The 24,385-nt window shown below is 66.4% G+C and carries 23 protein-coding genes; 12 read left to right on the top strand and 11 right to left on the bottom strand.

Annotated elements, in window-relative coordinates; all coding sequences use genetic code 11:
• Positions 1 to 105: 105 nt before the first annotated feature.
• From CA606_RS01105 to CA606_RS01090, 4 genes are all read right to left on the bottom strand, one after another.
• Positions 106 to 633 carry a GNAT family N-acetyltransferase gene (locus tag CA606_RS01105; protein WP_096052790.1) on the bottom strand — a complete coding sequence of 176 codons (528 nt, stop codon included), beginning with the start codon at positions 631 to 633 and terminating at the stop codon, positions 106 to 108.
• On the bottom strand, positions 630 to 1,508 hold the full coding sequence (gene aguB, locus CA606_RS01100) for an N-carbamoylputrescine amidase (RefSeq protein WP_096052791.1): 879 nt from the start codon (positions 1,506 to 1,508) through the stop codon (positions 630 to 632). Before aguB ends, CA606_RS01105 begins: the two co-directional genes overlap by 4 nt.
• Positions 1,508 to 2,515: an agmatine deiminase family protein gene (locus CA606_RS01095; protein ID WP_096052792.1), complete on the bottom strand. Its 1,008-nt coding sequence runs from the start codon at positions 2,513 to 2,515 to the stop codon at positions 1,508 to 1,510. Before CA606_RS01095 ends, aguB begins: the two co-directional genes overlap by 1 nt.
• 158 nt (positions 2,516 to 2,673) lie before the next feature.
• Positions 2,674 to 5,118, bottom strand: a complete 2,445-nt coding sequence (locus CA606_RS01090; RefSeq protein ID WP_096053915.1) for a TonB-dependent receptor — start codon at positions 5,116 to 5,118, stop codon at positions 2,674 to 2,676.
• A 186-nt stretch (positions 5,119 to 5,304) separates the two neighbouring features.
• Here CA606_RS01090 and CA606_RS01085 point away from each other — a divergent pair, with 186 nt between their 5' ends.
• Positions 5,305 to 6,882 carry an ArnT family glycosyltransferase gene (locus tag CA606_RS01085; protein ID WP_096052793.1) on the top strand — a complete coding sequence of 526 codons (1,578 nt, stop codon included), beginning with the start codon at positions 5,305 to 5,307 and terminating at the stop codon, positions 6,880 to 6,882.
• 107 nt (positions 6,883 to 6,989) lie between these two features.
• Here CA606_RS01085 and CA606_RS01080 read toward each other — a convergent pair whose 3' ends face one another.
• On the bottom strand, positions 6,990 to 7,631 hold the full coding sequence (locus CA606_RS01080) for a 3-oxoacid CoA-transferase subunit B (protein WP_096052794.1): 642 nt from the start codon (positions 7,629 to 7,631) through the stop codon (positions 6,990 to 6,992).
• Entirely contained in the window at positions 7,631 to 8,341 is a 711-nt protein-coding gene (locus tag CA606_RS01075; protein WP_096052795.1) for a CoA transferase subunit A, read from the bottom strand. The genes CA606_RS01080 and CA606_RS01075 overlap by 1 nt, the downstream gene beginning before the upstream one ends.
• Between CA606_RS01075 and CA606_RS19785 the strand changes: the two genes are divergently transcribed.
• Genes CA606_RS19785 through CA606_RS01065 form a run of 3 tightly spaced genes read left to right on the top strand, consistent with a single transcriptional unit; the run spans position 8,244 to position 10,936 of the window.
• On the top strand, positions 8,244 to 8,450 hold the full coding sequence (locus CA606_RS19785) for a hypothetical protein (protein ID WP_233279801.1): 207 nt from the start codon (positions 8,244 to 8,246) through the stop codon (positions 8,448 to 8,450). The genes CA606_RS01075 and CA606_RS19785 overlap by 98 nt on opposite strands.
• On the top strand, positions 8,450 to 9,031 hold the full coding sequence (locus tag CA606_RS01070) for an NAD(P)H-dependent oxidoreductase (protein WP_096052796.1): 582 nt from the start codon (positions 8,450 to 8,452) through the stop codon (positions 9,029 to 9,031). The genes CA606_RS19785 and CA606_RS01070 overlap by 1 nt, the downstream gene beginning before the upstream one ends.
• Positions 9,032 to 9,034: 3 nt before the next feature.
• On the top strand, positions 9,035 to 10,936 hold the full coding sequence (locus CA606_RS01065; RefSeq protein ID WP_096052797.1) for a monovalent cation:proton antiporter-2 (CPA2) family protein: 1,902 nt from the start codon (positions 9,035 to 9,037) through the stop codon (positions 10,934 to 10,936).
• Between the two features lie 3 nt (positions 10,937 to 10,939).
• On the opposite strand, the gene CA606_RS01060 is transcribed toward CA606_RS01065, so the two are convergent.
• The 3 genes from CA606_RS01060 to CA606_RS01050 all read right to left on the bottom strand — a co-directional run bounded on the left by CA606_RS01060 (position 10,940) and on the right by CA606_RS01050 (position 13,854).
• The gene (locus tag CA606_RS01060; protein WP_096052798.1) at positions 10,940 to 11,944 is read right to left on the bottom strand and encodes a sterol desaturase family protein; all 1,005 of its coding nucleotides are present in this window, start codon (positions 11,942 to 11,944) and stop codon (positions 10,940 to 10,942) included.
• Positions 11,945 to 12,001: 57 nt separating this feature from the next.
• On the bottom strand, positions 12,002 to 13,057 hold the full coding sequence (locus tag CA606_RS01055) for a fatty acid desaturase family protein (protein ID WP_096052799.1): 1,056 nt from the start codon (positions 13,055 to 13,057) through the stop codon (positions 12,002 to 12,004).
• 116 nt (positions 13,058 to 13,173) lie between these two features.
• On the bottom strand, positions 13,174 to 13,854 hold the full coding sequence (locus CA606_RS01050) for an OmpA family protein (protein ID WP_096052800.1): 681 nt from the start codon (positions 13,852 to 13,854) through the stop codon (positions 13,174 to 13,176).
• 162 nt (positions 13,855 to 14,016) lie between these two features.
• Here CA606_RS01050 and CA606_RS01045 point away from each other — a divergent pair, with 162 nt between their 5' ends.
• Positions 14,017 to 14,952: an isopenicillin N synthase family dioxygenase gene (locus CA606_RS01045; RefSeq protein WP_096052801.1), complete on the top strand. Its 936-nt coding sequence runs from the start codon at positions 14,017 to 14,019 to the stop codon at positions 14,950 to 14,952.
• Positions 14,953 to 15,003: 51 nt separating this feature from the next.
• On the opposite strand, the gene CA606_RS01040 is transcribed toward CA606_RS01045, so the two are convergent.
• Positions 15,004 to 16,875 (bottom strand): TadE/TadG family type IV pilus assembly protein, encoded by a 1,872-nt coding sequence (locus CA606_RS01040; RefSeq protein WP_096052802.1) that lies wholly within the window; start codon positions 16,873 to 16,875, stop codon positions 15,004 to 15,006.
• Positions 16,876 to 17,004: 129 nt separating this feature from the next.
• Here CA606_RS01040 and trmD point away from each other — a divergent pair, with 129 nt between their 5' ends.
• The 7 genes from trmD (at position 17,005) to CA606_RS01005 (ending at position 23,884) form a co-directional block, all read left to right on the top strand.
• Entirely contained in the window at positions 17,005 to 17,742 is a 738-nt protein-coding gene (gene trmD, locus CA606_RS01035) for a tRNA (guanosine(37)-N1)-methyltransferase TrmD (RefSeq protein ID WP_096052803.1), read from the top strand.
• Positions 17,743 to 17,744: 2 nt separating this feature from the next.
• Positions 17,745 to 18,140 carry a 50S ribosomal protein L19 gene (gene rplS, locus CA606_RS01030; RefSeq protein WP_010918086.1) on the top strand — a complete coding sequence of 132 codons (396 nt, stop codon included), beginning with the start codon at positions 17,745 to 17,747 and terminating at the stop codon, positions 18,138 to 18,140.
• 372 nt (positions 18,141 to 18,512) lie between these two features.
• Positions 18,513 to 19,949 (top strand): 3-isopropylmalate dehydratase large subunit, encoded by a 1,437-nt coding sequence (leuC, locus tag CA606_RS01025; protein ID WP_096053916.1) that lies wholly within the window; start codon positions 18,513 to 18,515, stop codon positions 19,947 to 19,949.
• Positions 19,949 to 20,557, top strand: coding sequence for a 3-isopropylmalate dehydratase small subunit (gene leuD / locus CA606_RS01020; protein WP_096052804.1), 609 nt, complete (start codon positions 19,949 to 19,951; stop codon positions 20,555 to 20,557). The genes leuC and leuD overlap by 1 nt, the downstream gene beginning before the upstream one ends.
• A gap of 141 nt (positions 20,558 to 20,698) precedes the next feature.
• Complete coding sequence (locus CA606_RS01015; RefSeq protein ID WP_096052805.1) at positions 20,699 to 21,001, top strand: putative quinol monooxygenase; 303 nt, start codon at positions 20,699 to 20,701, stop codon at positions 20,999 to 21,001.
• Position 21,002: 1 nt separating this feature from the next.
• Positions 21,003 to 22,055 carry a 3-isopropylmalate dehydrogenase gene (gene leuB / locus CA606_RS01010; RefSeq protein ID WP_096052806.1) on the top strand — a complete coding sequence of 351 codons (1,053 nt, stop codon included), beginning with the start codon at positions 21,003 to 21,005 and terminating at the stop codon, positions 22,053 to 22,055.
• Positions 22,056 to 22,252: 197 nt separating this feature from the next.
• Positions 22,253 to 23,884: a long-chain fatty acid--CoA ligase gene (locus CA606_RS01005; protein ID WP_096052807.1), complete on the top strand. Its 1,632-nt coding sequence runs from the start codon at positions 22,253 to 22,255 to the stop codon at positions 23,882 to 23,884.
• Here CA606_RS01005 and CA606_RS01000 read toward each other — a convergent pair.
• Entirely contained in the window at positions 23,873 to 24,349 is a 477-nt protein-coding gene (locus tag CA606_RS01000) for a GNAT family N-acetyltransferase (RefSeq protein WP_096052808.1), read from the bottom strand. The genes CA606_RS01005 and CA606_RS01000 overlap by 12 nt on opposite strands.
• Positions 24,350 to 24,385: the final 36 nt, after the last annotated feature.

Below are 24,385 nucleotides of genomic sequence, written 5' to 3'. Positions count from 1 at the left end.
AGACTGTTATGAAATAACATATCTTCTCGTCAATCCGCTTTCGCTCTGCGGGAGAACTTCGTGGCGGTCCGTGGGCGGATAGCCTCAGCCGTCGTCACGGCCCGCTTAAGGATACGCCACGAAGGTCACATGCGGCCGCAGAGGATCGCCCTCCGCCAGTCGGGGATGCAGGAAATCGCGCTCTGGCGCCGGCGTCATGCCGATCCGGCGCATCACCGCCTGGGACGCAAGGTTGGGCCTGGCCGTGAAGGCGATGATCTCCGGTCGCTTCAGGACCCCGAAGCCATACGCAAGCGCCGCTCCGGCGGCTTCGGTGGCGTAGCCCTGTCCCCAGACCTCGGGCAGAAAGCGCCAACCGATCTCGGTTGTGTCAGGCATGTTCATCGCGGGCGGGACCCACCAGACGCCGGTCATGCCGACAAGGCGGACGTCCGCCTTACGCTCGACCGCCCAGAAGCCGAAGCCGTGCTGGGCCTCGTGGGCCATGACCTGATCGACGAACGCGTCACTTTCGGCGCGCGAACGCACCCCGCCCAGCCAAGCGCCCACTTCGGGCCGGGCGTTCAGATCGGCGATCGCGTCCCGATCGGCGTCGACCGCCGGGCGCAACACCAGACGGTCTGTTTCGATCACGCGGGGCGGCCGCTGGCCAGGGCCGTATAGAGCTCTGGCCGGCGATCGCGGAAGAAGCCCCAGGCCGCGCGGTGCGTGGTCAGGAAATCGAGATCGAAGGTCGCGCTGACCAGGCCTTCGTCGGCGCGGCCCAGCTCGCTGACCAGGTCGCCGCGATGGTCGGCCACGAACGACGAGCCATAGAAGGTCTGGCCGCCGTTCGGATAGCCGTCCCAGGGCTCGAAGCCGATGCGGTTGGCGCCGATCACCGGGATCACGTTGCTGACGGCATGGCCCTGCATGGCCCGCCGCCACGGCAGGGCGGTGTCCAGGCTGGCGTCATGCGGCTCGCTGCCGATCGCGGTCGGATAGAACAGGGCCTCGGCGCCCATCAGGGCCATGGCGCGGGCGCATTCGGGGTACCACTGGTCCCAGCAGATGCCGACGCCAATCCGGCCAAAGCGGGTGTCCCAGACCTTGAAGCCGGTGTCGCCGGGCCGGAAGTAGTACTTCTCCATATAGCCCGGACCGTCGGGAATATGGCTCTTGCGATAGACGCCCATCAGCGAGCCGTCGGCGTCGGCCATCACCAGGCTGTTGAAATAGTGCGGGCCTTCGCGCTCGAAGATCGAGATCGGGATCACCACGCCAAGCTCACCCGCCAGGGGCGCGATGGCCTTGACGACCGGGTGCTCACGCCACGGATGGGCCTCTGCGAACCACCGTTCTTCCTGGGCGACGCAGAAGTAGGGTCCCTGGAACAACTCCGACGGCAGGATGACCTGCGCGCCCTTCGACGCGGCCTCGCGGATGAAGCCTTCGGTCTTCTTGATGTTGGCCTGCAGATCCATGCCATACGCGGTCTGGATCGCGGCGACGCTGAGCGTGCGGGCCATCAGGCGGTCTCCGGCTCTTGTTGGCTGATGCAGTGGAACGAACCGCCGCCCGTGAGGATGGCGGTGGACGGCAGGCCGATGACCTGACGCTCCGGGAACAGGCCCTTGATCACCTCGACGGCGAACGCGCCCGATTCCTCGGCGTAGATCGGCACGATCACCGCCTCGTTGGCGATCAGGAAGTTCATGTGCGAGGCCGGGATCGGCTCGCCGTCCTCGTCAAGCAGCTTGCCCGGCGACGGAATGCGGACGACCTGCAGCGGCGAGCCGCGGCTGTCGGTCATGCCGGCCAGCATCTTGGCGGTGTCGCCGTAGATGTCCGCGTTCGGATCATCCAGGCCATAGCCCATCGGACAGGCCACGACGCCCGGCGCAACGAAGCGGGCCAGGTTGTCGACGTGCCCGTCGGTGTGGTCGTTCTTCAGACCCTTGCCCAGCCACAGCACCTTCTTGGCGCCCAGCGCCTGGGTCAGGGCGGCGTTTGCGGCGGCCTCGTCCCAGCCGGCGTTGCGATTGTCGTTCAAGAGGCACTGGCGCGTCGTCAGGATCGTGCCGTTGCCGTCATGGTCCAGCGCGCCGCCTTCCAGGATGAAGTCGTTACGGACCAGCGGCGCGCCCGAGGCGGCGGCGATCTGCTCGGCGACGATGTCGTCACCCTCGAGGCTGTACTTGCCGCCCCAGCCGTTGAACTTGAAGCCGGCGGCCACGGCCTTGCCGGCGTCGTCGACGAAGATCGGCCCGGTGTCGCGCAGCCAGATGTCGCCGAACTGACCCCGGACGATCTCGACCGTGGTGTCGGACAGCAGGGCGCGGGCGGCGGCCTCGGCCTCGTCACCAACCACCATCAGGCGCACGCGCTCGCCGCCCGGGCCGGCCAGGGCGCGGGCCAGGTCGGCGACCTCCTGCTGGGCGGGCTCAAGATCCTCCTGCCAAAGCTCGGCGTGGCTGGGGAAGCCCACCCACATGGCGCGGTGCGGAGCCCACTCGGCGGGAACGGTCACGGTCATTCGGGAGCCCATGGAAACGTAGGAAAATCGAAGGGGGCGCAGATGGCCCCTCACGACGTCGGGGTCAAGCGCCGCCTAGTTAGCAAACGAATGCGACAAAGAAAAAGGGCGGCCCGATCGGGCCGCCCTTCTCTTGGTCTTGGCGAAGCTGACGTCGCTTAGAAGCGGGTCGTCAGGCTCAGCTGCAGCGTGCGCGGGAAGCCCACGGCGTAGGTCGGCGCGGAGCCGTTCTGGACGCCCGTGATCGTCACCGCGTTGTTGCGGGTGCTGATGTTGCCGAAGTAGTCCTCGTCGAAGAGGTTCTTCACGTTCAGCTGCAGGTAGGTCTTTTCCGCGAACGGCATGTCGTAGCGGATGCTGACGTTGGTGATCGTGTAGGCCGGCGTCTTTTCGTCGTTGACGTCGGTCGACCAGCGCTCACCGGTGTACTTCAGGTCCATCGACAGGCGCAGGGCCTCGGTGATGTTCCAGTCGAAGCCGCCGCCGAAGGTGTATTCCGGCGTTTCCACGAAGAACTTACCCTTGGTCGGAAGGACCTGACCGTTCAGCGGGATGTTCTGCTTCAGTTCGCTGTGGTTGTACGAGAACGAACCGAAGACGCTCAGGTACTCTTCCAGGCGCCACGAGGCGTTGGCGTCCAGGCCGTAGCCCTTGGCGTCGCCGACGTTACGATCGACGAAGATGCCGAGCTCGTCATCATAGGCGCTGACGATGCGGTTCTGGAACTTGTTGGTCCACAGAGCCACTTGAGCGACCAGATCCGGCGTCTGATAGCGGTAGCCGATGTCGAAGGCTTGGGTGGTTTCCGGCTGGACGCCCGGGTTGACGACCGAGCCGTTCGCCAGACGCTTCACGGTGTAGAGGCTGTCCGTACGCGGCGCCGACAGACCCTCGGCGTAGCTGCCGTAGAGGTACTGGCGGTCGGCCAGCTGATAGTTCAGGCCGATGTTCGGCAGAACGTCGTCGTACTTCTTGGTCGCTTCGTACGGCTTGATGAACTGGGTCGTCGAACCGGCGAAGGTCACGTTGCCATTGGCCAGCGTGGCGTTCGGGGCTTCGCTGGTGCAGCGCACGTTGCTCGAGCCGTCTTGCGAGTAGCAGAACTGGTTCAGTTCACGCTTGAAGTACGGCATGCGCAGGCCGGCCACGACGGTCAGCTTGTCGTCGAAATATTCGCCGCGGTATTCGAAGGCGACCTGGTTCAGGAACGCCTTCGACAGACGGTCACGACCGCGCAGGAAGCTGCCGTCCGAACCGAAGACCTTAGCGCCATGACCGTCCTTGCCGCCGAACACGTTGGTGGTCGTGCCGTCAGCGTTCAGGGTCGTGTATTCGCCGGTCTGGCGGTGGTAGCCGAAGTCACCGGTGTAGGCGACGCGCAGACGCTGCCTGTCGTTGATGTCCCAGATCAGCGACGAGGTGACGCCGTAACGACGGGTGTTGGTCACCGACGGGGTGAAGAAGGCCACGGTGTCGGCGGTGTCGCCGTCGCCGTTCAGATCCTTGCCGACCGTGCTGGTGCCGCGGACGCGGCCGTCGGTTTCCGACATCGTGCCCAGCTGGCCGCCACCGTCGGCCAGCGTGTACTGGAACGACGGGTCGAAGGTCACGCGCAGGCTGTCGCTGATGTGGTGCAGGAACTGACCACGGATGTTGCCGGTGTTCGACGGGTTGACCTGACGGCCAGCGAAGTCGACGCAGTTACCCGGGATGGCCGGAGCCGTCTCAGTGATCGTCGCGGTCGCGGTGTTCAGCGTACGGTTCGTGCAGGTGGCGGTGAAGTCGAAGTCTTCACCGAACGCACGGTACTCGGCCAGCGTGACGGCGCGATAGTTGTTGTTGCGGTTTTCGTTGTAGTGGAACGCGAGGCTGGCGAAGTCGCCATTGGCCAGGCTCTGATAGATGCGGGCGTTGAACTGCTTCTTTTCGAGCGAGCCCGGGCCCTTGAACTTGTCGTACTTCTGGTACGAGCCGGCGACCCAAGCCTTGGTGCCGAACGGGCCGAACTCGCCCGAGTTCAGCATGGCGAACACGCGGCGATAGTTGTCGCTGCCGACCGAGGCGCGGGCCATGCCGCTGAAGTCGTTCGTGGGGGTCAGGGTCACGTAGTTGATCGTGCCACCGACGGCCGAGGCGGTCGGGCTGTCGACGTCGGTCGTGCCCATGTTGACCGAGGCGCGGCTGATCAGTTCACCGTCCAGTTGCTGGTTGGTGTAGATCGCGTAGTTGCCGGTGTCGTTCAGCGGGATGCCGTCGAACGTCAGCGAGATACGGTTGCCGTCGAAGCCGCGCAGACGGACGTTACCGCCCGACGAGCCGAAGGCGTCCGAGTTGGTGAACGACAGACCCGGGGTCTGGTTCAGGGTGTCCAGGATGGTCTGACCAGCTTGTTGCTTGTCGATGTATTCCTGGTTGATCGACGACTTCGACTTGGGCGCGGTTTCAGCGATCAGACCGCTGACGGCGCGTTGACCCGAAGCGGTGACGACAACCTTGTCGACTTCGGTGGCCTGCGAGGCGGTCGACTGAGCCGACGCGCCGCTGGCGACCATCAGGCCGCCCACCAGGGCGGTGGTCGCCAGGGCGAAATGTTTCATGTTCATCTGAAGGATCCCCTCATTCATCGACACGCTTGCGTTGGGTCGCACAGTTCGTGCCTTTGCCGGCCGTTTATCGAAAGATTTAGAAGGTTTGGTGACGGAAAGGCCACGCCGGCCCACAAAGTGTCACAAAAGCCTGAAAACGCGGAAGAAGTGGTCAGAATTTTTTTACTTGGCTAATCAGGCGTCATGCAGACCGCTATCAACGCTTCGCCATCTTCCATCGAGAGCCGCGCCTGGCGGCTGACGCTTTTGATGGTCGGTGCGCTGACGGCCATCCGGCTCATGGCGCTCTTCGCGACCCCTCTAGAGCTCTACCCCGACGAAGCGCAGTACTGGCTGTGGTCGCGGGAACTGGCGTTCGGCTACTTCTCCAAGCCGCCGATGATCGCCTGGCTGATCTGGCTGACCACGCAAATCGGAGGCGACGCCGAGGGCTGGGTGCGGCTGTCCGCGCCGTTCTTGCATGGCGCGACCGCGCTGGTGATCCACAGGATCGGGCTGCGCCTTTACGGCGCCTGGGCGGGGCTCGCGGCGGCGGCGATCTACAGCCTCATGCCGGGGGTCGTGTTGTCGTCGGGCCTGATCGCGACCGACGCGCCGCTGCTGTTCTTCCTGTCGCTGACGATCTGGGCCTATGTGCGCCTGTCGGACGCTAAGGCGGGTCGCCGCTATGCGCTCGCGGCCGGCATGGGCGCTGCTCTTGGCATGGCTTTCCTGTCGAAGTACGCGGCGGTCTACGCACTTGGCGGCCTAGCGCTCCACTTCGCGATCTCGCCCGAGGGTCGGCGGCGCTGGTCGCCCGCCATCGCCGGCCTGTTTCTCGTCGCGTTCGCCCTGGTTCTGGCGCCGAACCTTGCCTGGAACGCGGCGAACCAGTTCTCCACCGTCAAGCACACGGCGGCGAACGCCAACTGGAACGCCCAGCAACTGTTTAACTTCCGTGAGCTGATCGAGTTCGTCGGCTCGCAGTTCGGCGTGTTCGGCCCGGTTCCCTTCGCGGTGCTGATCGGCGGCGCGATCGGGCTGGGCGTGAAGAAGAAGCTGCAATCGCCGGACCTTCTGTTGCTGTGCTTCGCCCTGCCGCCGCTGATCGTGGTCGCGGGCGAGGCGTTCGTCTCGCGCGCCAACGCCAACTGGGCGGGGGCGGCCTTTGTGGCCGGATCGGTCCTGGCCGCCGGGTGGCTGGTGCGGTGGAACGCTCGTCGCTGGCTGATCGGGGGCCTGGCCTTGCAGGCGCTGTTCGCCACCTTCTTCGTCGTGTGCATGGTCAACCCCAAGGTCGCCGACGCCACGGGCCTTTCCAACGGCTTCAAGCGGGTGCGGGGTTGGGACCAGACGATCGAGGCGGTCATCGCGCGGGTGCGAGAAGAGCAGGCGTTGCGCGGTCCCTTAAGCGCCGTCGCGATGGATGACCGCTTTGTCTACAACGCCGCCGCCTACTATGGCCGCGACTATTTCGGCCAACCCGGCGCGCCGCCGCTGCGCATGTGGGTGCACGAAGCCTACGCTCAGAACCAAGCCGAAACCGAGACCCCGCTGGACGCCGACTATGGCCGCCGCGCTCTGATCGTCAGCCTGGAAGGCGGCTATCGCCCCGAGATCGAGCAGGACTTCAAAGCCGTGTCCGGACTTCAGATCGCGCGCGTGCGGCTGGACAAGACACGGTCGCGGCGGGTTGACCTGTTCATCGCCGAGGGTTTCGCGCCGCTGCCGCGCGACCCGATCACCGGCCTGCCGCCCAAGCCCAAGACCCGCCCGCGATAGAGCGGCGACCGTCGAGCCCTCTGAACGCGATCGCCGCCGCCTATGACAAGGCGACGGCGCGCAATGTGGCGCTCACGCTGGAGCACCCGTACTGGCTGGAGCGGTGACTAGACGGCCACCTCGAACGCCGCCTCGGTCTTGGCCTTGACCTCGTCGACGGTGACGCCCGGGGCCAGCTCGATCAGCTTCACATGGGTCTTGCCGCGATTGATCTCGAAGACGCCCAGCTCGGTGATCAGGAGATCAACGACGCCGGCGCCGGTCAGCGGCAGCGAGCATTGCTTGAGCAGCTTGGGCGCGCCCGACTTCTCGCAGTGGTCCATGACGACCACGACGCGCTTGACGCCGGCCACCAGGTCCATGGCCCCGCCCATGCCCTTGACCATCTTGCCGGGCACCATCCAGTTGGCCAGGTCGCCGTTCTCCGAGACCTGCATGCCGCCCAGGATCGACAGGGCGATATGGCCGCCGCGGATCATGGCGAAGCTGTCGGCCGACGAGAAATACGAACTGGAGTCCAGCTCGGTGATCGTCTGCTTGCCGGCGTTGATCAGGTCGGCGTCCTCTTCGCCCTCATAGGGGAAGGGACCCATGCCCAGCATGCCGTTCTCGCTCTGCAGCGTCACATGCATGCCTTCGGGGATGTAGTTGGCCACCAGGGTCGGAATGCCGATGCCCAGGTTCACATAGAAGCCGTCCTGCAGCTCCTTGGCGGCGCGGGCCGCCATCTCATCGCGGGTCCAGGCCATTACGCGGTTTCCTTTTGGCGGGTGGTCACGCGCTCGATGCGCTTCTCGAACTTCGCGCCGGCGACGATGTGATCGACATAGATGCCGGGCGTGTGGATGGCGTCCTTGTCCAGATCGCCGATCGCCACCAGTTCCTCGACCTCGACGACGGTCTTCTTGCCCGCCGTGGCCATCATCGGATTGAAGTTCCGAGCGGTCTTTCGATAGATCAGGTTGCCCTCGGCGTCGGCCTTCCAGGCCTTGACGATCGCGAGGTCGGCGGTCAGGCCGCGCTCCATCACGTACATCTCGCCGTCAAATTCGCGGGTTTCCTTGCCCTCGGCCACCAGGGTGCCATAGCCCGTGCGCGTGAAGAAGGCGGGGATACCGGCGCCGCCGGCGCGGATGCGCTCGGCCAGGGTGCCCTGCGGATTGAACTCCAGCTCCAGCTCGCCCGACAGGTAGAGCTGTTCGAACAGCTTGTTCTCGCCCACATAGGACGAGACCATTTTCTTGATCTGGCGGTTCTCAAGCAGGATCCCGAGGCCAAAGCCGTCGACGCCGCAGTTGTTGGAGATGACCGTGAGGTCCTTGGTTCCCGCCTCGCGGATCGCCGCGATCAGGTTCTCCGGGATGCCGCAGAGGCCAAACCCGCCGGCCATGATGGTCATGCCGTCGAACAAAAGCCCGGCAAGGGCTTCGACGGCGTCCTTCTTCACCTTGTCGACCATGGTGTCTCCCTGTTCCCAGACTTATACGTCTGGCGCTGGGCGCAGCGTGTCGCCCGAGCCGCGAATAAATTCAACCCTTGATGAATTATTTTCCCGAAGGGCTGCTTGATGACGAACGCTAGCACCGGCCAGATGACGCCCGCCACCTCGGGGGTGCTTTTGGTGCTGGCCCATCCGGCGCTTGAACGGTCTCGCGCCAATCGGGCGCTGGCCAAGGCGGCCAAGGGCCTTTCCGGCGTCACCTTCAAGGACCTCTACGAAACCTATCCCGACTTCGTGATCGATATCGAGACCGAGCAGGCCGCGCTGACCGCCCACGACGTCGTGGCGCTGCAATTCCCGCTCTACTGGTACTCGACGCCCGCCCTGATGAAGGAATGGCTGGATCTCGTCTGGCTGCACGGCTTCGCCTATGGCGAGGGCGGCGAGGCTCTGAAGGGCAAGAAGATGTTCGTGGCCTGCACCACCGGCGCCAGCGCCAAGGCCTATCACGCCCACGGCTACAACCGCTTCTCGATGGACGAGTTCCTGCGCCCGCTGGAACAGACGGCGCATCTGTGCGGCATGGAATGGGCGACCCCGTTCGTGGTTCATGGCGCCGCGGTCAAGGACGATGCGGCGCTGAAGGCCGAGGCAGAGCGCTACCGCGCCCGGGTCGCTTCGCTGCTGCCGGCCAAGACGGAGGCCTGAGCCGTGGAAAACATCCTGACCCAGACCCTTGTCTATCTGGGCGCCGCCGTCGTCTCGGTGCCGATCGCCAAGCGCCTCGGGCTTGGCTCGGTGCTGGGCTACCTGATCGCCGGCGTGCTGATCGGCCCGTTCGCTCTGTCGCTGGTCGGCGACCAGGCCGACGTGATGAAGTTCGCCGAGTTCGGCGTCGTCATCCTGCTGTTCCTGATCGGTCTCGAGGTCCAGCCCTCGACGCTGTGGGACATGCGCAAGGCGATCTTCGGCCTGGGCGGCGCCCAGGTGGTCGGCACGGCGCTGACCATCGCCGCCGCCGCGCTCGCCTTTGGCTTGCCGTGGCAGACGGCGCTGGCGGTGGGCTTGGTCCTGGCCATGTCCTCCACCGCCATCGTGCTGCAGACCCTGGACGAAAAGGGTTTGCGCCAAGGCCCGGTCGGCCGTGCGGCCTTCGGGGTGCTGCTGTTGCAGGACCTGGCGGTCATCCCGCTGTTCGCCCTTTTGCCCCTGCTCGCGATCAGCGCGCCCCAGCACGCGGCCGAGGCCGGCGGCCATGGCGGAAGCCTCGTGGCGACCTTGCCGGTCTGGGCTCAGACCCTGTCGGTGCTCGCGGCCGTGGCCGCCGTGGTCGGCGGCGGGCGCTATCTGGTCCGCCCCCTGTTCCGCTTCATCGCCAAGGCGCGCCTGCGCGAGATCTTCACCGCCTCGGCCCTGCTGATCGTGGTGGCGGTGGCCAGCCTGATGCAGACCGTGGGCCTCTCGCCCGCGCTCGGCGCCTTCCTGGCGGGCGTCGTGCTGGCCGAGAGCGAGTTCCGCCGCGAGCTGGAGACCGACATCGAACCCTTCCGGGGCCTGTTGCTGGGCCTGTTCTTCATGACCGTCGGCGCCGGGGTGGACCTGCCGCTGGTGGCGCGCCAGCCCTTGACCCTTGTGGGTCTGGTCTTGGGCCTGATGGTTTTGAAGTTCCTGGTCATGTACGGCATCGCCCGGCTGTTCGGCGCGCCCAAGCGCGGGGCTCTGGCCGTCGCCACCGCCCTGGCCCAGGGCGGCGAGTTCGCCTTCGTGCTGCTGACCTTCACCGTCGGCGCCGGGGTGATCGGCGCGCAGCTGGCCGCGCTGCTGACCGCCGCCATCGCCGTCTCCATGGCCCTGACGCCCGTGGCCATGATCCTCTATGAGCGGGTCGCGGCCCTGATGGACGCGGCGATCCCCGACGTCACGCCGGACACCGGCGACTTCGACGAGGGCGAGCCTGACATCATCATCGCGGGCTTTGGCCGGTTCGGACAGATCACCGGCCGCCTGCTGGCGGCGAACGGCTTCAAGTCGACGGTTCTGGACAGCGACATCGAGCAGATCGAGCTTCTGCGGCGCTTTGGCCGGCGCGTGCACTATGGCGACGCCACGCGCCTGGATCTGCTGCGCCAGGCTGGCGCCGATCGCGCGCGGATGCTGATCGTCGCCCTCGATGATCGCGAGAAGACCGTCGAGCTGGTCGAGACCGCTCGCAAGGCGTTCCCGGACCTGACCATCCTGGCGCGCGCCTGGGACCGTCGTCACGCCTACGACCTGCTCTCGAACGGCGCGGACGCGGTGGAACGCGAGACGTTCGAATCCGCCTTGGCGCTGGGCTCGACCGCGCTTCAGAAGCTGGGCTTCCGCGCGCACCGCGCCCATCGCGCCGCCGCCTTCTTCCGCCGCCACGACCGCCGGATGTTCGAAGAGCTGCGACCGATGTGGGGCCAGGAAGAGGCCTATATGCTGGCCTCGCGCGACGCGGCTCAGACTATGGACCGGCTGCTGAACGCCGACCTCCACCGCATGCGCCCCGGCGATGCGGGCGGCGCCTGGGACACCGCCAGCCTGGACGAGGAACTGCGCGAGCGGGCGCAACAGGAAGGGGCCGACTGAGCCCTACTCCGCAGGCAGAGGGACCGGCCTTGGCAAGGGCTCGCCCTTGAAGGCTTCCACGAAGGGTGTCGCGAACCCGCCGGTCAGGCTGTGCGGATCCGTCGCCACAGCGCCAAAGACCAGCGACGCGGGGCGCTGATCCGGGACATGAAGCGTGCCGAACAGCCGGTCCCAGACCGCCAGGCAACTGCCCAGGTTCTTGCCGAAATGGGCAGGGTCGGCCGAGTGATGAATCTGGTGGTGGGCGGGGCTCAGCAGCCACTTGCCGAACGGCCGGAACGTCATCCAGGCGTGCGAGTGCTGCAGGTGGATCACGCTCATCGCGAACACCAGGAAGATCGCGTTCTGACCGAAGATCAGCGGCGCATGCCATGCCGACCCGAACGCCCAGGCCAGGACGCCCCCGGTTCCACCGGTGGCCAAGGCCGCGATGTTGGCGAACTTCAGGCTCTCGATGGGGTGGACGCGATAGACCGTCAGCGGCGTCAGCACCTCGGCGGTGTGGTGAACCTTGTGAAAGGCCCACAGGAACTTGACCTTGTGGCTCAGCCAATGATCGACCCAGTAGCCGAGCTCGTAGGCCAGGAAGCCCGCGAGCGTGCCCACCACCGCCACGATGGCCCATGGGGTGGCTGCGAGGGGCCCTTCGCCGAGGCTCGCCGCCAGCCATCCCGACAACGCCTTGGTGATCGCCTGGCCCGACAAGAGCGCAGCGCCCAGCAAGAGACCCGCGCACCAGACGTTGAACACGAAGAAGACCAGATCCAGGCGGCTCGACGCGGTCAGCCAGACCCTGCGGGGAAACAGCGCCCGGACCAGCAGGCGCGCCGAGGTCCGACGACCGCGCGCGCGGCGGCTTGAGACCACATGACCCGCCGCGATCAGGACCGCGCAGGTCAACGAAACCAGCGAGAAGGTCGAACCTAGCGGCAGCAGGGTGTCGAGCAGGGGCGCGGCCAGCCGATGACCGGCCGCGGCGAAGTCGAACCCTGGCTGCGCGATGCTCACGCCCTGCGGTCTCCGTACGAAACGGATCCGTCTTAGCGAAGACGCCTCAACCGCCGCTTAATGCGCGGGCTGGTTCTGTGCGTCGGCGTTCTTCTGGCGAACGCGGCGGAAGAGATCGCCCAGCGCCTCGAAGAGCCCCGGCTCCGACGCTCGATGATAGAGCGAGTCCGCGCCCAGCGCCTCGACCAGCCGCGCATGGGCCTTGCCCATGTTGTGATAGGGCAGGCGCGGCAGCAGGTGATGCAGCGCGTGGTAGCGCAGGCCCACCGGAGCCCAGAGCTCGGAGGCCAGGTTCGGCGGCGGCACGTTGACCGAGTCGAGGAACTGCTCCTCGAGCGTCATCTTGTCCCCGTCATTGTCCCAGTGGTGGGCCACCAGGGTGCGGGCCTGGTTCAGGAAGGTGGCGAGAGAAAAGATCGCCAGGCCCGTCAGCACGACGCGCACGGGAACGACGCCCAAGGCCAGGCCGGCGATCACCGCCCACGACCACAGCCAGCAGGCGCCGTCTTGGATCACCCACGCCTTGCGCCAGCGGTTCAAGTCCTCGCGCACGAAGTCGGGGTTGATGATCAGCGCCGACAGCTTGGTCTTCAGATAGCGGCGCAGCGACGGAACCAGGAACGACAGCGGGATCAGGATCGCCGAGCGCAGGATCACGCCCAGCGGCGCAAGCAGGGCGACAAAGAGAAAGCCCGCCAGCTTCAGCGGCGTAAAGCGCGACAGCGGCAGGTACTCCGGGTCCAGCCTGGTGCCGAAGCGATCCTTGATGTGGTGGATGTTGTGCACGCCCTCGTACATCAACGACGGCGTCATCAGCGGTACGCCCACCAGCACGTTCCAGCCGACGCGGAAGCCAGGGGCCTCGTCATCGCGGATATGGGTCAGTTCGTGGATGAAGCTCAGCGCGCGGTAGAGCGCCAGCATGCTCAGAAGCGCCGCGCCAAGACCCAAGGCCAGGTTGGACGTCGTCGCGGCGACCAGGAACCCGCCCCACATGACCGCGGCCGAGATCGTCAGATCGGCCCAGTAAATGGCCGCATTCGGCGTCATCAGATCCTCGGTCAGGCTCATGGCCTGCCGGGTCAGACTGATCTCGCTCGCCGTTTTCGCCACGTCTTCCTCGCGCCGCGCCCTCGAAGGATGACGACTTGGCGACGAAGCGCGGGAAAAGCAACCGCTTCATACCCCTAAGGGGCGGGGCGGCGCGCGAACGCCGCCCCGAAGGGCCATCAGGTCAGGGGGCGGAGAATGATCTCGACCCGCCGATTCTGGGTGCGGCCCGCCGGCGTGGCGTTGTCGGCGATCGGCGCGCGTTCGCCCATGCCGGCGACGAAGACACGGTCGGGCAACACACCGCCAGGGCCCGTCAGATAGCCGGCGACGGCGCTGGCGCGGCGCTCGGACAGGGTCTGGTTATAGTCGTCCGGACCGCTGGAGTCGGCGTGACCCACCACATCGATCGTGGTCTGGGGATAGGCGTTCAGCGTGCGGGCCACGTCGTCCAGGACGCGGGTGAACTGGGGCTGCACGTCGGAACGATCGACCGCGAAGGTCACGTCGCTGGGCATGACCAGCACGATCTGGTCGCCGTCGCGGCGGATCATCACGCCCGAGCCTTCCAGGCTGCGGCGGAAGTCCGCCTGCTGGCGGTCCATGTAATTGCCGATGGCCCCGCCGGCCAGCGCGCCGATACCCGCGCCGATGAGCGCGTTCTTGCGGCCCTGCTCGCCCTTGTTGGTGTTGGTCAGATAACCCAGCACCGCGCCGACGCCCGCGCCGGTCAGCACGCCCGTGCCGGTGTTATTGCGGACCGGCATGCCGGTGTAGGGATCGGTGGTGGTGCAGGCGGCCAGCGCGCCGGCGCTCATCAGCACCACCGCCAGCGTCGTCTTTCGAGCGAATTTCGGCATTCTCGCAACCCTCGCGTCTTTGCTGTAGATCAAGTCACCCGGGCAAACGCCCGTCTTATGGTCAAGTTCCCGACCGCAACGCCGCACGGTGACGAACAGCCTTCGTTTCGCCCGACGTCCGGTGTAGTAAGAAGGAACTTACTCATTCCAAGGCTCGCAGACGTGTCCACCTCCGCCATCGACCCGGTTTCGTTTTCTCTCTACGCCAAGGACTTCTCGCGCTTCGCACAAGAACTGGGCGCGTCGTTCGAACGCTACGGCTTCGCCGTGCTGTCCGACTATGATCTGGATCAGGCGCGCATCGACGCCGCCGTCGACTCCGCCAAGGCCTTCTTTGCGCTGCCGGTCGAAACCAAGAAGCAGTACGCGGGCGTCAAGGGCGGAGCCCGCGGCTATATCCCCTTCGGCGTCGAGACCGCCAAGGGCGCCGACCACTACGACCTGAAGGAATTCTGGCACATGGGCCGCGACCTGCCGCCCGGCCACCGGTTCCGCGCGCACATGGCCGACAATGTCTGGCCGGCTGAGATCCCGGCGTTCAAGCACGACGTCAGCTGGCTGTACAACAGCCTCGACGGCATGGGCGGCAAGGTGCTGGAAGCCATCGCCACCTACCTGAAGCTGGAGCGCGACTTCTTCAAGCCGACCGTTCAGGACGGCAATTCGGTGCTGCGACTGCTGCACTATCCGCCGATCCCCAAGGACGCTACCGGCGTGCGCGCCGGCGCCCACGGCGACATCAACACCATCACCCTATTGCTGGGCGCCGAGGAAGGCGGCCTTGAGGTGCTGGACCGCGACGGCCAGTGGCTGCCGATCAACCCGCCCCCGGGCTGCCTGGTCATCAACATCGGCGACATGCTGGAGCGCCTGACCAACAACATCCTGCCCTCGACGGTGCACCGCGTCGTGAACCCGCCGCCGGAACGTCGGGGCGTGCCGCGCTACTCGACGCCGTTCTTCCTGCACTTCGCGTCGGACTACGAGATCAAGACGCTGCAAAACTGCGTCACGGCCGAAAATCCGGACCGCTATCCGGAGTCGATCACCGCCGATGAGTTCCTTCAGCAGCGTCTTCGCGAGATCAAGCTGGCCTGACGGTCATCGTCGCTGAGAACAATGAGCCCCGCCGGAAACGGCGGGGCTTTTCTATCTGGAGATCCGCAGGGACGAGATTTCCTGGGCGATCGCCTTGAACGACGTCTTCAGCTCAGAGCCGTTGGCGGGGAAGAAGGCCTTGGAGGAGTCCGAAGCGCAGTTGGTCAGGAAGGTCCTGGCGGTGTTGTCCGAACCCACCGCAAAGCCGACCGTGTAGAGCGTGATGTCGTTGGCGCTGTTCTTGATCGCCGTGCAGAGCGCCCGGGCCTGGGTATAAGGATCGCCATTGGTGGCGTTGCAATTGATGTGATCGTCGTCGCTGCCGCTGCCGCTGCCGGCGTCGGCGGCGATCACACCGTTGCAGTACGGGGTGTTGAAGGCGCCGTCGGTCATCATGATCACGACCTTCATCAGGTCCCGGCTCCTGTAGGCGGCCGGACGCTGCGATGCGTTGGGCCACATGTAGCCGAAGTTCGGCGCGACCATGTACCAACCCCAGGCCAAGCCGATCTGACCCGCCGTCGAGCCGCCGACCGTGTAGTTGTTGATCTGGGCCTTCAGCGCCGTCTTGTCGCTGGAAAGCGGCATGATGGTCGCAGACGGGCAAGGATTCGAGCTCGAGGGATAATTCGTCCCGACATAGGCGGTGCTGGGCGCGGCGTCCGTATAGGCCTGCGTCCCGGTGCGCTCGCTGACACAGGTGCTGATGTCGCGCACCTCGTCGGTGTCGTCAGCGCTGGTATAGGCCAGACGCCGGCACCCGGGGGTCGTGCTCTGCTCGCAGGTCGCCGTCCCGCCGCTCGTATAGGCGGTCGTCCCAAGGCCCGCGACGCCGGTGTCGAAGGTCGTGCTGGTCAGGTTGGTGATCGAGAGCGTCTGGCCGTTCAGCGTGGTGGTCCCGCCGATGCCCGCAAAGCTGATCTGGTCACCCGTGATGAAGCCGTGCGCCGCGCTCGTCGTCGCCACCAAGCTGCAATTGCTGGTGAGGCACTTTCGGATCGTGCCGCCGCTGGAGTAGGTCGACTTGCCGCTGGTATCCACGCCGTCGAGCCACACCCGATTGTCGTTGTCCTTGGTGACCGTGTAAATCTGTCCGTTCAGCGATGACATGCTGTTCGAACCACTGGCGTTGATCCCGGAGATGAAGACCCGGTCGCCCGTGACCAGACCATGGCCCGCCGACGTCACCCGGGCGGTAGAGTTCCTGTTGATGGCCGTGATGTTCGTCCCGGCCGAGAGCCACCCGACATTGCTGATGTTGCGCACCGGGATCGGCCCTCGCGCGGCGTCGGCATAGGTGTCGAGGTTCACGCCGGCGGCGTAGGGCACCAGGGCGATCTTCGAATAGAACGGCGTCTGGGTGTCCCGGACGATGATGTCGACAAGGTCCGAGGCGGCGACCTTGAGGTCGGCGATCCGCGTACCGCCCATCGAGCCGGTGATGTCGAGCACCAGAGCGACTTCAAGGTTCTTGGACGAGCGCACGACTTCCGACGTCGCGGTCACCGTGAAGTCACCGCTTTGCCAGAGGTTGGCGATGATCGGCCTCAAGGTGGCGGTGACCGAGCCGATGATCCGGTTGTTGGTTCCCGCCGAAAAGGTGGCGTTCGAGGCGGTGAGGCCAAGGTTCATGCCGGCGATCTCGGCCAGGAACGCAGCGTCCCCCACCGTGTCGAGTTCGCCGTTGGTCGAGGCCGTCGATCGGGCCGCCATCAGCGTCGCGGCGTCCAGCGCGTCCTGCATCTGGCGACGCTGAAGGCTGAGACGGCCCACATCAACAAGGCCGAACAGGAGAACCGACAATGGCAGGGCCAGCAGCGCGAACTGGATGGCGATCGCCCCGCGGTCGTCGCGCCTCAGACGGCGGGCGAAAGCGGCGACGCCCTCGCTGAGGCGTCGAAGAAAGCGGCTTTGGGTCGGCATGGGGTGAACTGGACCTTGTCTCTTGCCGCGACCTTCGCCCATGACGGTGAACAAACTGGAAAATGCCCTTGGTGAACATGCGCGTTCGGGGGCTTCGACTCTCGCGCATCCAGCGGCTAAACAGCGGCCATGCCGTTCACCGCCACCGTCCTGACCATGTTCCCCGAGGCCTTCCCCGGCCCGCTCGGCGTCTCGATGATCGGGACCGCCTGGAAGGAGCAGGACCTGTGGCGATTGGAAACACTGGACATTCGCGCCTTTTCCAAGGATAAGCGCGGCTTCCTCGACGACACCCCTGCGGGTGGCGGCGCAGGAGCCGTACTCAAAGCGGACGTGATCGCCTCGGCGCTGGACAGCCTCGAGCGCGATGGGCGGCCGCTTTTGTACATGAGCGCCCGGGGCAGGCCCCTGACCCAGGCGCGCGTGAGGGAGTGGTCCAAGGCGCCCGGTATCGTGGTGCTGTGCGGCCGCTTCGAGGGGGTGGACCAGCGGGTGCTCGACGCCCGAGGGTTCGAGGAGGTCTCGGTCGGAGACGCCGTGCTCGCCGGTGGCGAAGCGGCGGCGATGGTCGTGATCGAGGCGTGCGTTCGACTTGCCCCGGGGGTTCTGGGGAACATCGAGAGCACGCTGGAAGAAAGCTTCGAGGACGGACTCCTCGAGCATCCGCAGTACACCAGACCGCGGACGTTCGAAGGGCTCGACATCCCCGAGGTGCTGCTGTCGGGCGATCACAAGAAGATCGACCAATGGCGCAAGCGTATGCGTGAAGAAACGACCCGCGAGCGGCGCCCGGATCTCTGGGAGGCCCACCTCGCCAATCAACAGGCAAAAGGCGACCCGAAAACGGGTAAGCCCAAGGAGACATGAACATGGCGATCAACATCATCGCTCAACTCGAGCAAGAAGAATCGGCCCGTCTGCTGGCCGCCCGCGCGATCCCGGACTTCCGTCCCGGCGACACCCTGCGCGTCAACGTGAAGATCAAGGAAGGCGAGCGCGAGCGCGTTCAGGCCTATGAAGGCGTCTGCATCGCCCGCGCCGGCACGGGCGTCCACGAGAGCTTCACGGTCCGTAAGATTTCGTTTGGCGAAGGCGTGGAGCGTCTGTTCCCGCTGCTGTCGCCGAGCATCGAAAGCATCGAAGTCAAGCGTCGCGGCGTCGTCCGTCGCGCCAAGCTGTACTACCTGCGCGACCGTCGCGGTAAGTCGGCCCGTATCGCCGAGCGCGCTGGCGGCCCGAAGGCTTCGGCTTCGACCGAAGCCTAAGCTTCCGACCTTCGGAAATGAACGAGGCCCCGGTGGAAACACTGGGGCCTTTTTCTTTGGCCGCATCGCACGGTCACGCTTGAGTGCAATCACACACAGATTGACAAGCCGTCGTTCCGTGAGAAGCTGATGTCACCCCCGGCGCCTGTCGCTCGGGCTTCCAGACCGTCTCCATTCTAGTGGACGGCCCTCTTCGGGCGGAGCCCATCGGCCCCCGAAGGCTGAAAACGATGCGAGGGCGCGCCGACAGGTCGAAAGACGGGCGCGCCCTTTGTCGTCTCGGCGCCGCGCGACACCCACAAGGCGCAAGAATTTGTCGGCCAAGCCCGCCACCACTGGATTTTGGCGCACGATCCGCCCTATATCCCCGCCATGTCCGGCAAAACCCTTTACGACAAGATCTGGGACGCCCACGTCGTCAGCGAAGCAGGCGGCGAGGCCATCCTCTATATTGACCTGCACCTCATCCACGAGGTGACCACGCCACAGGCCTTCGCAGGCCTTCGCGCGGCCGGCCGCAAGGTGCGCCGTCCCGACCGCACCCTGGCCGTGGCCGACCACAACATCCCAACCGAGGGCCAGGCCCTGGGCGTCGACGCCGTGGCCGACGAAGAAGCGCGCCTGCAGCTCAAGACGCTGGCCCGTAACGTCGCCGACAACGGCATCGAATTCTTCCCGATGGGCGACATCCGCAACGGCATCGTCCACGTGGTCGGCCCCGAACAGGGCCGCACCCAGCCGGGCATGACCATCGTCTGCGGCGACAGCCACACCTCGACTCACGGCGCCTTCGGTGCTCTGGCCCACGGTATCGGCACGTCCGAGGTCGAGCACGTCCTGGCCACCCAGACCCTGCGCCAGAAGAAGGCCAAGAACATGCTGGTCCGCGTCGACGGCCAGCTGCCGCCCGGCGTCACTGGCAAGGACGTGGCCCTGGCCGTGATCGGCGAGATCGGCACCGCCGGCGGCACCGGCTATGTCATCGAGTTCGCCGGCGAGGCCATTGCCGGCCTGTCGATGGAGGGCCGCATGACCCTCTGCAACCTGACCATCGAGGGCGGCGCCAAGGCCGGCCTGGTGGCCCCAGACGAGAAGACCTTCGCCTATATCCAGGGCAAGCCCGCCGCCCCCAAGGGCGCGGCCTGGGACATGGCGGTCAGCCACTGGAAGACCTTCTTCACCGACGAAGACGCCGTTTTCGACCGCACGGTCGTCATCGACGGCTCGGCCCTCGTGCCGATGGTCACCTGGGGCACCAGCCCTGAGGACGTCATCCCGGTCACCGGCAACGTACCCGACCCGGAAAGCTTCGCCACGCCTGACAAGCGCGCCGCCGCCCACCGCGCCCTTGACTATATGGGCCTGACCGCCGGCCAGCCGATCTCGGAAGCCCGCATCGACCGCGTCTTCATCGGCTCGTGCACCAACAGCCGCATCGAGGACATGCGCGCCGCCGCCGCCGTGGTGCAGGAAGCTTTCCTGCATGGCCGCTTGGTAGCGCCGCACGTCAAGGCGATGGTCGTCCCCGGCTCGGGCCTGGTGAAGGAACAGGCCGAGGAAGAAGGCCTGGACGCCATCTTCAAAGCCGCCGGCTTTGATTGGCGCGAGCCCGGCTGCTCGATGTGCCTAGCCATGAACCCCGACAAGCTGGCCCCGCAGGAGCGCTGCGCCTCGACCAGCAACCGCAATTTCGAAGGGCGCCAGGGCCGCGCCGGCCGCACCCACCTCGTCTCCCCCGCCATGGCGGCGGCGGCGGCGATCGCGGGGCATCTGGTGGATGTGCGGACCTTCCTGGAGGAGACCGCCTGATGCGCGCTTTCACTCGCCTCGACGGCCGCGCGGCTCCGCTGGAGCTGGCCAATATCGACACCGACCAGATCATCCCCAAGCAGTTCCTCAAGACCGTGGAGCGCGAGGGCCTGGCCAAGGGCCTGTTCTACGATTTCCGCTTCGACGCCGACGGGAACGAGATCAGCGACTTCGTGCTGAACAAGCCGGAGTACAAGAACGCCAGCGTGCTGATCGCCGGCGACAATTTCGGCTGCGGCAGCTCGCGCGAGCACGCCCCGTGGGCGCTGATGGATTTCGGGATCATGTGCGTGATCTCCACCAGCTTCGCCGACATCTTCAACAACAACTGCTTCAACAACGGCCTGCTGCCGGTGATCGTGAAGCCCGAGGAGCTCGCCCTGCTGATGGACGAGGCCAAGGGCGGCAACCACATGGTCAGCGTCGATCTGGAAGCCCAGACCGTCATCTCGCCCTCGGGCAAGACGATCGGCTTCGACATCGACCCCGTGCGCAAGGAAAAGATGCTGAAGGGTCTCGACGCCATTGGCGAGACGATGATGCACGGCGGCGACATCGACCTGTTCGAGAGCAAGCGCGCCATCAGCCAGCCCTGGCTGGAGGCGTAAGGCGGCAGCAACGTGTGTCATCCCGGCCGCAGCGCAGCGGAGAGCCGGGACCCAGGGGCCAATGCACTGCGGCTGTCCTGGGTCCCGGATCGCGCTCCGCGCGTCCGGGATGACGCGGATTTTTTGGGGCGTTGAGCGACCATGACCCTCATCCTCGCCGGTTCGATCCGCATCGCGCCCGAACGCCTGGCCGAGCTGCGTCCGCATCTGGCCGCGCAGGTCGAGGGATCGCGCGGCGAGCCGGGCTGCCTGGCCTACGCCCTGTCCGAAGACCCGCTGGATCCCGGCCTGATCCGGGTGTTCGAGCACTTCACCGACGCGGCGGCGTTGGAATTCCATCGCGCCAGCCCTCATATGGCGGCGTGGCGCGCGGCCTGCGCCGCGCTGGGCGTTCATGAGCGCCGCATGTCCTCCTTCGACGTTTCAGACTATCGCGAGATCTAAGATGGCGACTCTTCTCCTCCTGCCCGGCGACGGCATCGGCCCGGAAGTCTGCGCGCAGGTGCGCCGCGTGGCGGCCGCCCTCACCCCAGACCTGAAGGTGGAAGAAGCGCTCTATGGCGGCGCCAGCTACGATACGCACGGCACGCCGCTGACCGACGAGGTCCGCGACCAGGCCCTCGCGAGCGATGCGGTGCTGATGGGCGCGGTCGGCGGTCCCAAATGGGCCAACGCCCCGCGCCACCTGCGCCCCGAAGCGGGCCTCCTGAACCTGCGTAAGGCGATGGACGTGTTCGCCAACCTGCGCCCGGCCTATTGCTTCGAGGCCCTGGCCGGCGCTTCCAGCCTGAAGCCGGAACTGGTCTCTGGCCTGGACATCATGTTCGTGCGCGAACTCGTGGGCGGCGTCTATTTCGGCCAGCCGCGCGGTATCGAAGACCTGGCCGACGGCCAGAAGAAGGGCTTCGACACCCAGGTCTATACGACCAGCGAGATCGAGCGCGTCGGACGCGTGGCCTTCGAGCTGGCGCGCGGCCGCACCAACAAGGTCCACTCGGCCGAGAAGTCGAACGTCATGGAGTCGGGCCTGCTCTGGAAGCAGGTGATCACCGAGCTACACGCGCGCGAATATCCGGACGTCCAGCTGGAGCATATCCTGGCCGACAACTGCGCCATGCAGCTGGTCCGCGCGCCCAAGCAGTTCGACGTGATCGTCACCGACAACCTGTTCGGCGACATCCTGTCGGACGCGGCGGCCATGCTGACCGGCTCGCTGGGCATGCTGCCCTCGGCCGCCCTGGGCGCGCCGGGCAAGCCAGGCCTCTATGAACCCATTCACGGCTCGGCGCCCGACATCGCCGGCAAAGGCCTGGCCAATCCGCTGGCCGCCATCCTGTCGTTCGAGATGGCCCTGCGCTGGTCGCTGGGCCAGGTCGAGGCCGCAGACGCCCTGCTGGCGGCGGTGAAGGCCGCCCTCGACAACGGCGCCCGCACCCGCGATCTCGGTGGTTCGCTGACCACGCACGAGATGGGTGATGCGGTGCTGGCGGCGCTTTAGCAGAGGCGCCCCCCTCCCCTCGATGGGGAGGGGCAGGGGTGAGGTGATGCGGCGGCGGTCGGGGCGCTGTCGCCAGCGCAGCAATCACCCCCATCCCCAACCCTTCCCCCATCAAGGGGGAAGGGGGCGAAAAGGCCTTCACGAAAAGGATGCCGACCCCCTAACCTCCTCCCAACGACAAGAATTGGGAGGCGCCCATGATCCCGGGCCTGATGCAGACGACGCCGTTGATGATCAGCGGCATCCTGACCTACGCCGCCCAGGCCCATGGCGCGCGCGAGATCGTCTCGCGGCTGATCGACGAACCCCTGCATCGCTATGACTATGCGGGCCTGGCGCGCCGCGCGGCCCAGGCGGCCAATGCCCTGACGCGGCTGGGGATCAAGGCCGGCGACCGGATCACCTCGCTGGCCTGGAACACCCACCGGCACCTGGAGCTGTTCTATGCCGTCCCCGGGATCGGCGCGGTGCTGCACACCGCCAATCCCCGACTGTTCGACGAACAGATCGTCTACACGATCAATCACGCTGAAAGCGGCGTGCTCTTCTTCGAGCGCAACTTCCAGGCCCTGGTTGAGCGCATCGCGCCCCAGCTGACCACGGTGAAGACCTTCGTCATGCTGTCGGACGCCGAGCGGACCCTCCCCGGCGCGGTCGGGGCGATCAGCTACGAGACCCTGATCGCCGATGAACCCGACACGTTTTCCTGGCCCAGCTTCGACGAGAACGCCGGCGCCTTCCTTTGCTACACCTCGGGCACCACCGGCGATCCCAAGGGGGTGCTCTATTCGCACCGGGCTGTGGTGCTGCACGCCATGGCGGGGGGCTTAAACAGCGCATTCGGCTTCACGGCGTTCGACGTGGTGATGCCCTGCTCCAGCCTCTACCACGCCACCGCCTGGGGTCTGCCGTTCAGCGCCCCGATCTGCGGGGCCAAGCTTGTCCTGCCCGCCGACAAGATGGACGGCGCCAGCCTGCACCAGCTGATCGAGGGTGAGGGCGTCACCTTCACCGGCGGCGTGCCGACCATCTGGACCATGTACCTGGACTGGCTGGACAAGAACGACCGTCGGCCAGACAGCCTGAAGAAGGTGGTCATCGGCGGCAGCGCCGTCCCGCGCGCCATGGCCGAGACCTTCAAGCGCCGCTACGGCGTCCAGACGCTGCAGATCTGGGGCATGACTGAGACCTGCCCGATCGGCGTCGTCGCCACCCCGACCCCGGCCCTCGCGTCGCTGGGCGAAGAGGCGATGGACGAGGCGATCTGGACCCGCCAGGGCCGCCTCCAGTTCGGCATCGAGCTGAAGGTCGAGACTGAGGACGGCCAAGCCGCTCCCTGGGACGGCGAGACCTCCGGCGCCCTCCTGGTGCGCGGTCCCTGGGTGGTGAAGCGCTATTTCCGCAAGGACGCCGACGCCGCCCGCGAGGACGGTTTCTTCGACACCGGCGACATCGCCACGCTGGACGCCAACGGCTTCATGCGCATCACCGACCGCCAGAAGGACGTCATCAAGTCGGGCGGCGAATGGATCAGCTCGATCGACCTGGAAAACGTCGCCGTCGGCTGTCCCGGCGTGAAAATCGCCGCCGTGGTCGGCGTGCCGCATCCCAAGTGGGAGGAGCGGCCCCTGCTGGTCATCGAGGCTCACGAAGGCGCGGAGGTCACCAGGGCCGCCGTGCTCGACTACCTGGCGCCCAGGATCGTCAAATGGTGGACGCCCGACGACGTGGTCTTCGCCGCCGTGCCGCTGACCGCGACGGGCAAGATCGACAAGAAGGTGCTGCGCCAGGCGTGGAAGGACCACCTGAGCGGCGGATCAAAGCCGTAGCCGCCAGCTCTCCGACACCAGCCCGTCGGCGAAACCGTCATAGTCCCAGCTTTTCTCCAGCACGAAGCCGAAGCGGGCATAGAGACGACGGGCCGGCAGCAGGATGCTCTGGGTCCACAGCACCATCTCGGCATAGCCGGCCTCGCGGGCCCGGGCGATACAGGCGGCGATCAGGGCCTCGCCGACGCCCAGCCCCCGCGCCGAGGGCTCGACCAGCAGCAGTCGCAGGCGGCCGACCGTATCGGTCTCCCTGGCCAGCATGATCGAGCCGACGGGTCGGCCTTCGTGCTCGGCGATCCAGCAGGCTTCGCGGGCCGGGTCGTGGGTCTTCACATAGTCGGCGACGACCCCGGCCACGACGCCTTCGAACCGATGGTCCCAGCCCTGCTCGGCGGCGTAGAGTTCGCCGTGCCGCTGGATGATCCAGCCGAGATCGCCCGGCCGTGTGGCGCGCAGGGTGATCACGGCTCGCCCACCGTCATCCGGGCCTGGGTGACCGTC

The organism is Caulobacter vibrioides (assembly GCF_002310375.3).
GTDB classification, from domain to species: Bacteria; Pseudomonadota; Alphaproteobacteria; order Caulobacterales; family Caulobacteraceae; genus Caulobacter; species Caulobacter vibrioides_D.
The sequence above is the reverse complement of the archived record's forward strand: the minus strand, read 5'-3'. Positions and strand labels throughout refer to the sequence as shown.